The following is a 13595-nucleotide window of genomic DNA, read 5'->3' on the forward strand; positions in this document are numbered from 1 at the left end:
AACGCGCCGCATCAGCCGAACGCGCCGCATCAGCCGAACGCGCCGCATCAGCCGAACGCGCCGCATCAGCCGAACGCGCCGCATCAGCCGAACGCGCCGCATCAGCCGAACGCGCCCCACCAGCCGAACGCGCCGCAGGCGCCGAACCAGCCGCCGCCGTTGCGGGTGGAGCCGCACGCACACGGCCGGCCCGGGCAGCAGCGGCACGACGTGGAGCCACGCCGGTACAGCCCGAAGGACCCGTTCGGCCGCGGGCTGCGCAAGCTGAAGGCCAAGATCGGCGACAACCCGCTGAAGAACGTCGGCGAGTGGATCAAGGAAGGCAACCCGCGGTTCCGCGACGGCCGTGGTCCACGCAGTGCCACCAACAACTGTGGTGACAACTCGCGGGCGTTCGCCGACAACCTGCAGGGTGGCGAGCCGCGCCTGGCGAACAACGACCTGCGCACCGGGACCACGCCGAACGGCAAGAAGGTCCCGGTCCCCGGTGAGCGTTCGGAGATGTACGAGTACACCGGGGTCCGGCCGGAGTCCATCCAGGTCCGGGACGCGCACGGCAACCCGGTCAACCCGAAGCAGGACCCCAAGGCCTACACCATGGGTGCCTACAAGCGGATCTACGACGACCTGCGCAACCAGCCGCCCGGCACCGTCGCCATCGTCGGCGGTACGTGGGCCCGGCGCGGCCCGGCCGGCGAGGTCAGCGGTCACTGGTTCAACGCGTTCGTCGACGACGCCGGCAAGGTGAAGTGGGCGGACATGCAGTCCGGCAAGATCACCGACGGCCCGCCGTACGCCGATCTGTTCGACGAGCTCGAGGTGATGACCCGTCGCCCGGGTGGCGACTGGCAGTCCCCGCTCGCCCCGAGCCTGAAGGTCGACGGCCCGCACTTCCAGCCGAACCCCTGGCCCGCCAACCACCCGCACCAGCCTCACTGGGTCCAGCCGGCCCAGCCGCACGTCCCGCCGATGCCGCAGCACCCGCCCATGCCGCAGCACCCACCGGCGCCGCACAACCCACAACAGCCACACCCGCAGCAGCCGATGCAGCCGCATCCGCAGCAGCCGGTCCAGCCACACCCGCAGCAGCCGCATGCGCCGCAGCAGCCGACGCATCCGCAGCAGCCGGTGCAGCCACACCCGCAGCAGCCCACGCATCCGCAGCAGCCGGTACAACCGCACCCGCAGCAGCCGCATGCACCGCAGCAGCCGACCCAGCCGCACCCGCAGCAGCAGCCGACGCATCCGCAGCAGTACCCGGCTCAGCAGCACCCGCAGCAACCGGTCCAGCCGCACGCGCCGCAGCAGCAGCATGCTCCGCAACAACACCCGGCTCAGCCGCAGCAACCAGTGCAGCCGCACGCGCCGCAGCAGCCGACGCATCCGCAGCAGCCGCATGCGCCGCAGCAGCCCACGCATCCGCAGCAGCCCACGCATCCGCAGCAGCCGGTACAACCGCACCCGCAGCAGCCGACCCAGCCGCACCCGCAGCAGCCGCATGCACCGCAGCAGCCGACGCAGCCGCACGCGCCGCAGCAGCCGCATGCTCCGCAACAACACCCAGCTCAGCCGCAGCAACCAGTGCAGCCGCACGCGCCGCAGCAGCACCCGGCTCAGCAGCACCCGCAGCACCCGCAGCAGCCGGTCCAGCCGCATGCGCCGCAGCACCCGGCTCAGCCGCAGCATGCGCCGGAGCCGCCTCAGGCTCGGCAGCCGGAGCAGCCGGCGAGCAGGCCGGATGGGCACCAGGAGCCGGCTCCGGCCAGGCAGCCTGAGCAGCCTGAGCGGCCCGCGACGCCGGAGCATCCGGGGGACCGGGTGCCAGGAGCGCACGACCGCACGCCTGGGGGCGACCGGCCGCGCGACCCGCGCGAAGACTTCATGGATCGGCGGGATCCGGCGACGCATGACCGTGCGCCGGAGCAGCCGCGCGATCCGCGGGAGGACTTCATGGATCGGCGGGATCCGGCGACGCATGACCGTGCGCCCGAGCGGCCGCGCGATCCGCGGGAAGACTTCATGCAGCGGCCAGGAGAGGGTCGGTCGATTCCGGAACGGTTGAACCCGGATGGTCCGCCGGCGCCGCGTGATCCGAACCGGATCGCCGACCGGCTGAACCCGGACGGTCCTCACACGCGGCCTGCTGATGCGCCGCCGCACGACCCGAATCGGATTGCCGACCGGCTGAATCCGGACGGTCCTCACACGCGGCCTGCTGATGCGCCGCCGCACGACCCGAACCGGATCGCCGACCGGCTGAACCCGGATGGTCCGCCGGCGCCGCGTGATCCGAACCGGATCGACAACACGTTGCACCCGGACGGTCCGCCTGCGCCGCGTGATCCGAACCGGATCGCCGACCGGCTGAATCCGGACGGTCCTCGTACGCGGCCTGCTGATGCGCCGCCGCATGATCCGAACCGGATCGCCGACCGGCTGAATCCGGATGGTCCGCCCGCGCCGCGTGATCCGAACCGGATCGACAACGCGCTACACCCGGACGGTCCGCCGGCGCCGCGTGATCCGAACCGGATCGCCGACCGGCTCAATCCCGAGCGGCCGGCTTCCGGGCGGGACCCGCGTGAGGACTTCGTGCAGCGCCCGGAGACTCCTCCGCACCACGGGGGACCGGATCGCCCGCCGCACGGCGATCAGCCGGGTACGCCTCACCACGGCGACCAGCCCGGCACGCCCACGCACGACTCTCCGCAGGTTCAGCCTCCGCGGGACGACGCGTGGGGAAGCAGTTCGCCGGGCGGTTCGTCGGCGGAGCCGGACTGGACGCCTACCGACCCGAAGTACGGGGTGAGTAAGAAGGAGGGCTTCGACCCGGCCTTCCACCACAAGGCGCTCGGCGACGACTTCGCGCCGGTGGTCAACGACGTGGACGGGTCGTTCGTGCCGAAGGAGCGGGCGATCGCCGACACGGTGGTGGAGCAGCGTGGCTGGCGCGTCGACGCGCGGACGGCGGACCACACCGTCGAGAACCAGAAGAACCCCGAGGCGATGACCCGCAAGGGGCCGGACGACGAGGGGGTCGTGACGGAGTACAAGACGCTGGAGGCCAAGGACGCCGAGGAGCCCAGCATCGCGGTGAAGTCGAACATCATGCGGGCCACCAAGCAGGTGCCCGAAGGCGGTGAGGTCGTGATCGACGGACGGAACATCGGCCTCAGTGAGGACGACGCGCTGCGCGGGTTCAAGCGGGCCGCCGGGCAGGCGAGGGCCGGCCGCGGGAAGATGGTCGACACCGTCCACATCATCGTGGCCGACGGCCGGATGATCACCTACGTGAAGGAGGCCTGATGCAGGACCGGGAGTACCTCTTCCTGCACACCAGCGAGTCGGTGCAGGCAGTCGCCGAGTGGATCCAGAAGCAGTTCGCGCTGGAGCCGATCCCGAACGGGAGCGACGACGAGGACGAGATCGGTCTGCGCGGGCCGGCCCGTACGGCGGACGCCACGGTCGGGTACGAGGTGCAGTACAACATCTACCCCGTCCACGAGCCGGAGCCGGACGAGGTGCAGGCGTTCGACGCCTACCCGGTCGAGATCGACCTCTGGCTCGGCCAGGACGGGGGCACCCAGGCGCAGGAGGCGCGGCTGCTGTTCGACCAGCTCGTCCAGGCGCGCCCCGACGTGCCGATGCTGCTCTGCCATGATCTGAGTGACCTGGTGGCGGCGTACCTGCCGGGTCAGGGCGTGCACGAGTTCCCGGACCACGTGACCGTCTACGCGCGCCATGCCGATGCCTGGCGCGGTTGGGTGGTGTCCGGATGACCCCGGCCCGAGGAGAGGACTGAGGATGGCGGAAGAGATCGACCCGGCGGTCCTGGCTCGCGCGCGGCAGGCGCTGGCCGAGTGGATGAACGCGCAGGAGGACGAGGAGGACGTCGACCAGCTGATCGACGCCGAGTCGCTGGAGGGGTGGCAGGTCTACCCGGTGGAGGAGTTCCTGGCCTTCAGCTCGCCGGGCGGCTTCACGAACCAGCTGTACCTGGTCGGCGAGGGCGTGGTGCGCCCGTTCTCGTACTCCAGCGAGACCCAGGAGTACGCCGTGGAGGCCACGCGCGCCGAGCGGGACGGGCTGGAGCCGCCGGAGCCGCCGGGTCCGGCGATCACGCTGGACGAGTGGAACGACTTCATCGGCCGGTGAGTCCGGTACGACGTCGGTGACGGGCTGGCGGCCGCGGAGCAGCTGGCCGACCGGCCGAGGAGGACGCGCTGACCGCCTTCAGCGGTTGAGGAACCGCCGCCAGGCCGGGGTCTTCAGCGCCTTCGGGAGCGTGACGGCGGGGGAGCGGTCCAGGTCGACCGGCAGCTCGGCGAGCAGTTCGCCGACCAGCCAGTAGACGCCGGGGGAGCAGGGGTCCGCCGCATCGGCGTGCTCCTTCGCGACCCAGCGGGCGAACTCGTCGACGCGGGCCTGCATGTCCTGCGTGCGGTCCACCGGGCAGACGACGAGCTGGTCGGTCGAGGGCAGCGCCAGCACGGATCCACGGCCTTTGCCGCCGTCGGGCAGGAGCTTCTCGTGGTCGACCAGCGCGAGGCCGATGGTCTGGTCGCCGGGGCGCGTGAAGCGCTGGTACGGCGTACCGGGCACCGCCTGCAGCACCAGGCCATCCAGCCAGTTCAGGGTGAGCTCGAGACCGGACGGACTGCCCGGCAGGTGCAGTCCGTGCATGACGCGGCGAACTTGCGTCAGCCGGTGCCAGTCCGGTCCGCTCTGGATGCCGAAGACGATCTCGAAGTACCGGCCGAACGGGACGCTCATGCCCGCCAGGACGCTGTCGTACGACGCCGTCCAGCCCTGCGGCCGCAGCGTGACCCGCTGGCGGTCGGCGACCGCGCCGTACAGGTGCTCGTCGGTGGCGACGCCGATCTCGGCGACGACGGCGCGCAGCCAGTCGTCGACGGTCCGCGGCCACAGGTGGTTCGGTTGCTGACGGCATCGATCGAAGAGCTCGGTCAGTCCGACCTCCGCACTGGAGACCAGACCCCCGCGACTCCAGCGCAGCTTGACGATCGGCCCGGCCGGGTCGAGCTCGGCGTCCGGCAGGAGTACCGGCAGCAGGTCGGCAACGAGGTCCAGCACCTGCCGCGGGTCGAACGGTGTCTCGGTCATCGGTGTGAGCCGCCCCTCCACTAGAGTCCGGTGCAGCATGCCATCTGAGGCGTTCATGTCGTGCAGTCGAGGGGCCGGTCGGGCCCAGCTGAGGAGAGACAGTGTCGACACGACTCGTGCACCGCCCGGCGCGGAGCACCCGGAGTATCGACACCGGGCAGCCGCGGGTGATCGAGACCCCGCCGCCCGGCGCGCGAGGCAAGGCCGGCGGGAACGCGATGCAGGCCCTGATGCCGGCCGTCGGTGTCCTCGGCTCGGTCGGGATGATGAGCACGATGCGGACCGGGACGTCCGCGGTGATCGGCGTCGGCGTTCTGGCGCTGACCGTGGTCGGCACGTTCGGGATGATGTTCTCCCAGCGCGGCCGGTCCGGCAAGGAGAGCCGGGACCAGCGCAACCGGTACCTGGACTACCTCGAGCGGCTGCGCGAGGAGTTCGGCAAGATGGAGCGGCAGAACCGCAAGACCGCGCTCGCGCTGAACCCGCCGGCCGACGCCCTGGTGGACTGCGTCCGCGACCCGGCCCGGTTGTGGGAACGCCGCCGTAGCGACCCCGACTTCCTGCTGGTCCGCTGCGCGACCGGGCGGATGCCTGTGGTCCCGGCGACGCTCGCGCAGAGCGGCTCGATGATGGACCCGCCGGACCCGTTCATGATGGCCGAGGCCGAGGCACTGGCCCGCAGGTTCGCGCTGATGCCGGACATGCCGCTGACGATCCCGCTGGACCTCGCGGGCAACGTCAGCATCGTCGGCGACCGCGACGGCGTCGTACGGATCGCGCGGGCCCTGATGCTGCAGGCGGCCGTGTTCCACGCGCCCGAGGATCTCGAGGTCGCCGCGAGCTTCCCGGCCAGCGCGCTCGACCAGTGGCAGTGGGTCGGCTGGCTCCCGCACACCGTCGACCCGGAGCGTCGCGAAGGCCCGCACCCGTTCCGCCGAGTGGCGGCGAAGCCGGGTGACCTGGCCGAGCTGATCCGCGAGGACATCGCCTCCCGCGTCACCCTGGCCAGCGAGGCCCGCCGCGGCTCGCTCGGCAGCGACCAGCGCCGGATGATCCAGCGGATGCTCGTCCTGCACGACACGTACGGCGACGTGGCGACCGAGGTCACCCCGGCGGACCCGACGCTTGGCATCGGCGAGCTGGGCGTGACCGTGCTCCACCTGGTCCAGGACCGGATGCAGGAGCCGAGCAACGTCGCCATCCGGATCACCGTCCAGGAAGGGCGCGTCCTGGTCGAGGACCTGCGCGGCGGTGGCTACCTGACCGCCGAGGGTCAGCTCGACGACACCCCACTGGCGACGGCGGAGGGCCTGGCGCGCTCGCTGGCCCCGCTGCGGCTGTCGGAGGAGTCGCTGGAGGAGGACGCGTCGCTGAAGACCGTCGACTTCATGGGGCTGCTGCAGATCCAGGACCCCGGTGACCTCGACCTGGAGCGGATGTGGGTCCCGCGGCACGAGCGGGCCTTCCTGCGCGTGCCGCTGGGCGTGGACAGCCACGGCCAGCCTGTCGTACTGGACCTGAAGGAGTCGGCCCAGCTGGGCATGGGGCCGCACGGCCTGTGCATCGGTGCGACCGGTTCCGGCAAGTCCGAGGTACTGCGGACGCTCGTGATGGGCCTGCTCGCGACGCACTCGCCGGAGGACCTGGCGATGGTGCTGATCGACTACAAGGGTGGTGCGACCTTCGCGCCGTTCGACGGCGTCCCGCACGTGGCCGGCATCATCACCAACCTGGTCGACGACCCGAGCCTCACCGAGCGGGCGTACGCCAGCCTTGCCGGTGAGGTGCAGCGCCGGCAGCAGATGCTCAAGGACGCCGGCAACGTCGCCAACATCACCGACTACCGCCTGCTGCGCCAGCAGCGGCCGGAGCTGCCGCCGTACCCGCACCTGTTCGTGCTGATCGACGAGTTCGGCGAGCTGCTCACCGCGCGGCCGGACTTCATCGACCTGTTCCTGTCGATCGGCCGGATCGGCCGGTCGATCGGTGTGCACCTGCTGCTGGCCAGCCAGCGGGTCGAGGGCGGCAAGCTGCGCGGCCTGGAGACCTACTTGTCCTACCGGCTCGGTCTGCGGACGTTCTCCGAGGAGGAGAGCCGCACGGTGCTCGACACCGAGGACGCGTTCCACCTGCCGCCGCTGCCTGGCTTCGGGTACCTGAAGGTCGACACCAGCGTGTACCAGCGGTTCCGCGCGGCGTACGTGTCCGGGCCGTACAAGGGCCGCGTGGTGCCCGAGGCGGAGAAGGCCAAGGACGGTCCCGCCGTCCGGCCGTACCTGGTCACGCCGTACCAGCAGCCCGACCTGGCCAAGCTCGCGGCCGAGGACGAGAAGAAGGACGACAAGGACGACTCGACCGAACGCACCACCGGACCGACGGTGCTCGGCGTGTTCGTCGACCAGGTGAAGCCGGCCGCGACGCCGGTGCCGCAGGTGTGGCTGCCGCCGCTGCCGAAGGTCTGCACGCTGGACCAGGTCGGCGGCCCGGTCGACATGACCGCGGCGCGTGGTCTCCAGTACGCCGTACCGGCGCCGCCGATGGCACCGGCGATCGGTGTGCTCGACGACCCGCGCAAGCAGAGCCAGAGCGTGTTCCGGCTCGACCTGACCCACACCGGTGGGCACTGCGCGCTGGTCGGCGGCCCGTCGTCGGGCAAGACGACGTTCCTGCGCACGCTGGTCACGTCGCTGGCGCACAGCTACACGCCGCAGGAGGTCGCGATCTACGCGATCGACCTGGCCGGTGGTGGTCTGCAGCCGCTGGCCGACCTGCCGCACGTGGGCGGCGTCGCGATCCGGACCGACCGGGAGAAGATCCGCCGGACGCTGGAAGAGGTCCGCGGCATGCTCGACCAGCGCGAGATCGTCTTCCGCGACCGGGGCATCGACACGATGGAACGGCTGCGCGCGATGCACGCCGCGGGCGAGGTGCCGGAGCTGCCGGTCGCCGACGTCGTGCTGGTGCTGGACAACTACGGCGCGATCAAGACCACGTTCGACGAGCTGGAGGAGCCGATCGCGGACCTCGTCCAGCGCGGCAGCAGCTACGGGATCCACATGGTCACCGCGATGCTGCGCTGGAGCGACGTCCGGATGGCGACCCAGACCTTGTTCGGCACGGTGCTGGAGCTGCGCCTGAACGACCCGTCGGACTCCAACATCGACCGCCGGCTGCAGGAGACGATGCGCAACGCCGGTCCGGGCCGGGTGCTCACCCCGCGCGGCAAGCTGTTCGGTCAGCTGGCGCTGCCGCGGACGGACAGCCTGCTGCAGGACGACGACCTCAGCGAGGCGATCCAGGGCCAGGCGCTGGCGCTGAGCTCGGCCTGGCAGGGTCCGGTCGCGCCGCGGGTCCGGGTGCTGCCGCACAAGCTGGAGCGGTCGACGATGCCCGGTCCGCAGCAGGAGCCGGTCCGGGTGCCGATCGGTCTGGACGAGACGGCGATGGCCCCGGTCCTGCTCGACCTGTTCGAGCGCGACGGCAACCTGGTGATCTTCGGCGACACCGCGTCCGGCAAGACCAACCTGCTCAAGCTGATCATGGAGCAGCTCACCGACCGGTACAGCTCGGACGAGGTCGTGTTCGCGGTGATGGACCCGCGGCGTGGTCTGCGCGGCTTCCTGCCGGACGCGTACCTGGGCGGCTACGCGACCAGCGGCCGGGTCGGCGCCGGTCTGGCCGCCGGTGTCGCCGGCGAGCTGGAGAAGCGGCTGCCGGACGACCTGAGCGACGCGGCGCCGCCGCCGGTCGACGGCCCGAAGGTGATCGTCGTCGCCGACGACTACGACCTGCTGACCAGCGGTGGGCAGGCGCCGATGGACCCGTTCCTGCCGTACATCGCCTCCGGCCGCGACATCAGCCTGCACTTCGTGATCGCCCGCCGGGCCGCCGGTGCGGGCCGCGCGCTGTACGAGCCGTTCCTGACCACGGTCATGGAGTCCGGCACCGCGGGCCTGGTGCTGTCGGGCGACAAGGCCGAGGGCGCGCTGTTCACCGGTGCCGCCCCGGGCAACTACCCGCCGGGCCGCGGGCTGTTCGTCCGGCGCGGTGAGCGGCCCTCTCTGATCCAGACCGCACTGGCGGACGGTACGACGTCCGCTGCCGACCAGAAGGCGGAGTGAAGTGAGCTACGACGTGGTGGCGCTGATCGACGGCAGGCCGTCGTACCAGGACGTGCTCGCCGGCATGATGGCCGCGGGACCGGACTGGCTGGTGCGTGAGGTCTCCGACGGCGCCGTACTGCAGCTGTGCACGCCGGACGGGACCCCGCTGGCCTCGTTGGAGGCGCCGATCCTGATCCAGGTGCCCGGTGAGGTCGAGCGGCTGCTCGGCGCCGAGCTGGCCGGTATCGAAACGCCGGTGTGGTGGATGGAGGTCCGGGCCAACCCGCAGGAGGGCGGTCCCGCGCTCGCCGACCGGTACGCCGAGAAGCTCGTCGAGCGCCTCGGCGGACGGGTGTGGAAGCCCGTGCCGCCGCCCTTCAACCCGCCCACCTCTGCCGTAACCGCGCAGAACGCTGCTGGAGGCCAGCATGCCTAACCCGGTCGAGCTCAGCCCGGCGATCGACGTCCGGACCGACAAGGTCGTCGTGATCATGCAGGACCGCCCGGTCGTCGGCATGTCCGCGTGGATGGTCGACGCGCTCGCCGCCGCGGAGGCGGACGGCCTCGGGCTGCAGCTGGTCACCCCGGCGACCACGCAGCTCACCTTCAACGCCCGGACCACGCTGTTCAGGGGCCGCGAGTCGCGCTGGGTGGTGACCGAGCCGAACGGCGAGGGCGCGTACGACGGGCAGGGCGGCTCGAAGCTGCAGTGGGACGGCCAGATGTTCTCGGCCGTCGCAGCCGGTGAGCAGGACAAGGTCGACATGAGCCCGACCTTCGCGGCGGTCGAGCTGGAGCTGCCCTGGCAGCTGATGATCACCGCCCGGTTCCGGTACCAGGCGCTGGAGACGACGGTGGTCGGCAAGGCCGCCGAGCAGCTGTTCAAGGACCTGACCGGCGCCGCGCCGGCGGGCTGGGGGACGGCCGAGCCGGTCACCCAGCCCTGGAACGTCAACCAGCTCACGGCGTACTGCCGCCGCCGGGCGCCGAAGCCGACCTGGCTGTCGCTCAGCGGCGGCAAGGACGGACTGAGCGCGGCCGGTGCCGTCGAGATCCACCGCCGCCCGGCCGGGCTGGAGGAGGTCATCACGATGGCCGTCTCCACGCCGGACGGCCTGCCGTCGCAGGACGCCGTGCGCAAGGTCGCGGAACGGCTGGCGAACTCGTTCACCCTGGTCTCGTTCTTCGCCCAGGGCGCGCGCGGCAACGGCAAGGACACCAACGCGATCCCGCACTGGACCGGCGTACCGGCTCCGATGGCGATGGCGGTCGGCAACGAGGCCCTGCAGGGCACCGGCGCGGAGAAGGCGCTCGACCTGACCGGCGTCGCCGACATCACCCCGGTGAAGATCGGCCCGTCCGGTACGCCGGCGGTCTGGTACCCGATCGGCGACGGCAAGAACCAGCTGGACTGGAACGTCTACAGCGCGCTGCTCGGCCGGCTGGTCCCGCCGGGTGCGCCGGTCGGCGCCTGAACCGTTCAGCAGTAGTAGCTCAGTAGTTGTGACGATCAGAGAGGTGTGACGGGTGGCTGCGGTCTACAGCCGGGTGACCATCATCGGCAGGCAGCGTCAGATGGACGCCGTACTGCCGGTCGACGAGCCGTTGGGCCGGTTGATGCCGGACCTGCTCCGGATGCTCGGCGAACCGGTCGATCCGTCGCCGCGGCGCCGGTACCTGACCACCCCGACCGGCCAGACGGTCTCGCTGGAGCTGACGCTGGGCTCGGCCCAGATCGGTGACGGCGCGGTGCTCCGGCTGGCCGCCGAGGGCGAGGTCCCGCCACCGCCGACCGTGTACGACGTGGCCGAGGAGGCGGTGGACGACCTCGAACGACGGGGGACCACCTTCCAGCGCAAGCACCGCCAGTGGGCCGCGGGCGCCGCGCTGATCTTCGCCCTGCTGGCCGGGGCGATCGCCCTGGTCCGGGCCACCGAGCCGGACGTCGCCGCCTTCGTGCTGCTGGTCGTCGCGATCATCACCGGTCTCGGCGGCGTCGTGCTGGGCCGGGCCGACCAGCGGGCGACCGCGATCACGCTGCTGGTGGTCACGCCGGTCCTGCTCGCCATCGTCGCCTGGTCGCTCGGGATGTCCGAGGACTGGTCGGTGCCGATGCGCGGCGGCATCGTCGCTCTCGCCCTGGGCGTCGGACCGCTGCTGTTCGCGATGGCCGGTCTGGCCGGTGGCGGTCTGGTCGGCGGCGGTACGGCGATGATCTTCGCGGTGATCTGGATCATCGGTGTCGGCGCCGGCGTCTCCGCGGACAAGCTGAGCGCACTGATCGCGGTGGTCGCGGTCCTGCTGCTCGGCGTACTGCCCCGGCTGGCGCTGTCACTGTCCGGGCTGACCGCGCTGGACGACGTACGGGCCCGTGGCAACGAGATCGCCCGCCCGGACGTCGAGGCGGCGCTGAACGCGGCGCACGTCGGCCTGGCGCTGTCCGCCACGGCGATCGCGCTCTGGTCGGCCGCCGCGGGGCTGGTGCTCGCGCTGCACGGTTCGGCCTGGACCGTGAGCATCGCGGCCCTGCTGGCGCTGCTGCTGTGCTCCCGGTCGCGGCTGTACCCGCTGGCCGCGGAGGTGCTCGGGCTGTTCGCCGCGGCCGGAGTGGTGATCGCCGCGCTGGTCCAGGATCTGTCCCAGCAGTCGGTGGGTGGCACACTGGTAGCAGTCGGACTACTCGTGGTGGTGGCCATGGTCGGAGGCTTCGGTCTCTCCTGGACGCCGCAGGACCACGTGCAGGTCCGGCTCGGTCAGGTCCTGGACCAGATCCAGGTGCTGGCTGTGGTGGCGCTGGTCCCGTTGGTGCTCGGAGCCTTCGGGGTGTTCAGCGATCTGCTCGATGTCTTCTGATCGGATGGTATGACCGGGCCGAACTGGCAGGCGGACATGATGGACCGCCTCGACAACAAGCCGGCGGCGGCCGGTCCACCGGCCGCGCCGCAGCAGCAGCCCACCCCTCACCAGGCGCAGGCGCCGGTGGAGCAGACGATGACGCCTCCGCCCGCGCCGACCGGCGGTGGGTGGGGTGCACCTGTGCCTCCGCAGCAGCAGGTCCCGCAGTACGAGCAGCAGCAGTACCCGCCGCAGCACCCTCAGCAGCAGCCTGGTCCGCCGCCTCAGCAGCAGTATCCGAACCCCCAGTACCAGCAGCAGTGGCAGCAACCGCCTCCTCCTCCGCAGCAGCAGCCGTACCAGCAGCAGGCGCCGTACTACCCGCCGCCACCGCAGCAGCAGTACGCACCGCCGCCCCCTCAGCAGCAATACGCGCCGCCGCCTCAACAGCAGCAGTACCAGCAGCCGCCGTACCCGCAGTACCAGCAGCCGCCGGTGCAGCAGTACGAGCAGCCGCCGTACCAGCCACAGCAGCAGCAGTACCCACCGCAGCAGCCCCAGGGCGACGGCAGCTGGAACACGCCGCAGCCGCAGGGGTCGAGCGGCTGGGACAACCCGATGCCCGACGGTGGTCCCGGACGCCAGGCGTACACGCCGCAGTACCAGGACCCGCTCGGCGGTGCGTTGCCGATGGCAACGAACACGGTCGGCCTGCAGCACGAGGAGAAGCCGGGCGGGTTCCTGCGCAAGGTCGGCCGGTTCGCGGCCGAGGCGGCCTTCATCGCCGGCGCTTCCGGCCGGATGCAGCGCGACGTCGAGAACATCGCGGTGATCCGCCGCCCGATCGGCATCGGCCGGATGATCGGCGTGCTCGGCCCGGTTCCGCAGAGCGGGACGTCGACGGTGACCGCGCTGCTGGCCGACACGATCGCCTCGCAGCGCAGCGACATCGTGCTGGCGGTCGACGCGTTCCCGCTCGAGGGCAAGCTGACCCACCGGCTCGACCAGGGCATCGCGAACACGCCGAACTCGCGGGTCCAGCTGGCCCGCGCCGAGTCGACCGCGGACGCGATCAGCGACGTGCTGGCGTCGCGGAACGTCGGCGGCGCGAACCAGATCCCGATCTCGCTGGTCGACTGCCCGGCCGGCCTGTTCGACGAGGCCACGGCGTACGTCGCCGGCTCGTCGCACGCGGTCGCCGTGGTGATCCCGTCGGCGCGGGAGGACGCGCCGGCCAGCATCGCCCAGCTCGACCAGCTCACCCCGGAGGGCCAGCAGATGCTGGTCCAGAAGGGCCTGGTGATCATCGCGGAGAACCGGCCGGACGACCCGGAACCGGTCCGCTGGCTGCAGTCGGCCGTCTCCGACCGCGGTCTCGGGTACGTCGTGCTCCCGTACGACGCGCACTTCCAGCACGCCTGGCCGCTGCGCCCGGAGATGCTCGAGCCGGCCACCCGGCGCGCGGCGCTGGAGATGGCCGCCCGGCTGGTCGAGCGCGCGACCCGTTGACAGCGCGCCGCACGGGTGGAAGGC

General features: G+C 71.7%; 9 protein-coding genes. 8 read left to right on the top strand and 1 reads right to left on the bottom strand.

Going from position 1 to position 13595, the window contains the following annotated elements; all coding sequences use genetic code 11:
* The 3 genes from ABD235_RS07500 to ABD235_RS07510 form a co-directional block, all read left to right on the top strand.
* On the top strand, positions 1 to 3306 hold a 3306-nt coding region (locus ABD235_RS07500), incomplete at its 5' end, for a toxin glutamine deamidase domain-containing protein (protein WP_344171350.1).
* Entirely contained in the window at positions 3306 to 3779 is a 474-nt protein-coding gene (locus ABD235_RS07505) for a hypothetical protein (protein ID WP_344171352.1), read from the top strand. The genes ABD235_RS07500 and ABD235_RS07505, both read left to right, overlap by 1 nt.
* 25 nt (positions 3780 to 3804) lie before the next feature.
* The gene (locus ABD235_RS07510; protein WP_344171354.1) at positions 3805 to 4155 is read left to right on the top strand and encodes a hypothetical protein; all 351 of its coding nucleotides are present in this window, start codon (positions 3805 to 3807) and stop codon (positions 4153 to 4155) included.
* 78 nt (positions 4156 to 4233) lie between these two features.
* Here ABD235_RS07510 and ABD235_RS07515 read toward each other — a convergent pair whose 3' ends face one another.
* Positions 4234 to 5124 (bottom strand): hypothetical protein, encoded by an 891-nt coding sequence (locus ABD235_RS07515; RefSeq protein ID WP_344171356.1) that lies wholly within the window; start codon positions 5122 to 5124, stop codon positions 4234 to 4236.
* A 101-nt stretch (positions 5125 to 5225) separates the two neighbouring features.
* Here ABD235_RS07515 and eccCa point away from each other — a divergent pair, with 101 nt between their 5' ends.
* Genes eccCa through ABD235_RS07540 form a run of 5 tightly spaced genes read left to right on the top strand, consistent with a single transcriptional unit; the run spans position 5226 to position 13571 of the window.
* A complete protein-coding gene (gene eccCa, locus ABD235_RS07520; RefSeq protein WP_344171358.1) occupies positions 5226 to 9245 on the top strand; it encodes a type VII secretion protein EccCa in 4020 nt (1339 codons plus the stop codon).
* Position 9246: 1 nt separating this feature from the next.
* The gene (locus tag ABD235_RS07525; RefSeq protein WP_344171360.1) at positions 9247 to 9663 is read left to right on the top strand and encodes a hypothetical protein; all 417 of its coding nucleotides are present in this window, start codon (positions 9247 to 9249) and stop codon (positions 9661 to 9663) included.
* A complete protein-coding gene (locus tag ABD235_RS07530) occupies positions 9656 to 10702 on the top strand; it encodes a DUF6177 family protein (protein WP_344171362.1) in 1047 nt (348 codons plus the stop codon). Before ABD235_RS07525 ends, ABD235_RS07530 begins: the two co-directional genes overlap by 8 nt.
* Before the next feature lie 52 nt (positions 10703 to 10754).
* Entirely contained in the window at positions 10755 to 12080 is a 1326-nt protein-coding gene (gene eccD / locus ABD235_RS07535) for a type VII secretion integral membrane protein EccD (protein ID WP_344171364.1), read from the top strand.
* Positions 12081 to 12089: 9 nt separating this feature from the next.
* On the top strand, positions 12090 to 13571 hold the full coding sequence (locus tag ABD235_RS07540; RefSeq protein WP_344171366.1) for a MinD/ParA family ATP-binding protein: 1482 nt from the start codon (positions 12090 to 12092) through the stop codon (positions 13569 to 13571).
* The last annotated feature ends 24 nt before the right edge of the window (positions 13572 to 13595 follow it).

Origin of the sequence: Kribbella lupini, assembly GCF_039529595.1 — a bacterium.
In the GTDB taxonomy this organism is placed as follows: Bacteria; Actinomycetota; Actinomycetes; order Propionibacteriales; family Kribbellaceae; genus Kribbella; species Kribbella lupini.

What these genes read in the sequence shown, in the direction of transcription:
- ABD235_RS07510 (WP_344171354.1), top strand. Translation starts at nt 3,805, where the DNA reads ATGGCGGAAGAGATCGACCCGGCGGTCCTGGCTCGCGCGCGGCAGGCG.
- ABD235_RS07540 (WP_344171366.1), top strand. Translation starts at nt 12,090, where the DNA reads ATGACCGGGCCGAACTGGCAGGCGGACATGATGGACCGCCTCGACAAC.
- ABD235_RS07505 (WP_344171352.1), top strand. Translation starts at nt 3,306, where the DNA reads ATGCAGGACCGGGAGTACCTCTTCCTGCACACCAGCGAGTCGGTGCAG.
- ABD235_RS07515 (WP_344171356.1), bottom strand. Translation starts at nt 5,124, where the DNA reads ATGACCGAGACACCGTTCGACCCGCGGCAGGTGCTGGACCTCGTTGCC.
- ABD235_RS07530 (WP_344171362.1), top strand. Translation starts at nt 9,656, where the DNA reads ATGCCTAACCCGGTCGAGCTCAGCCCGGCGATCGACGTCCGGACCGAC.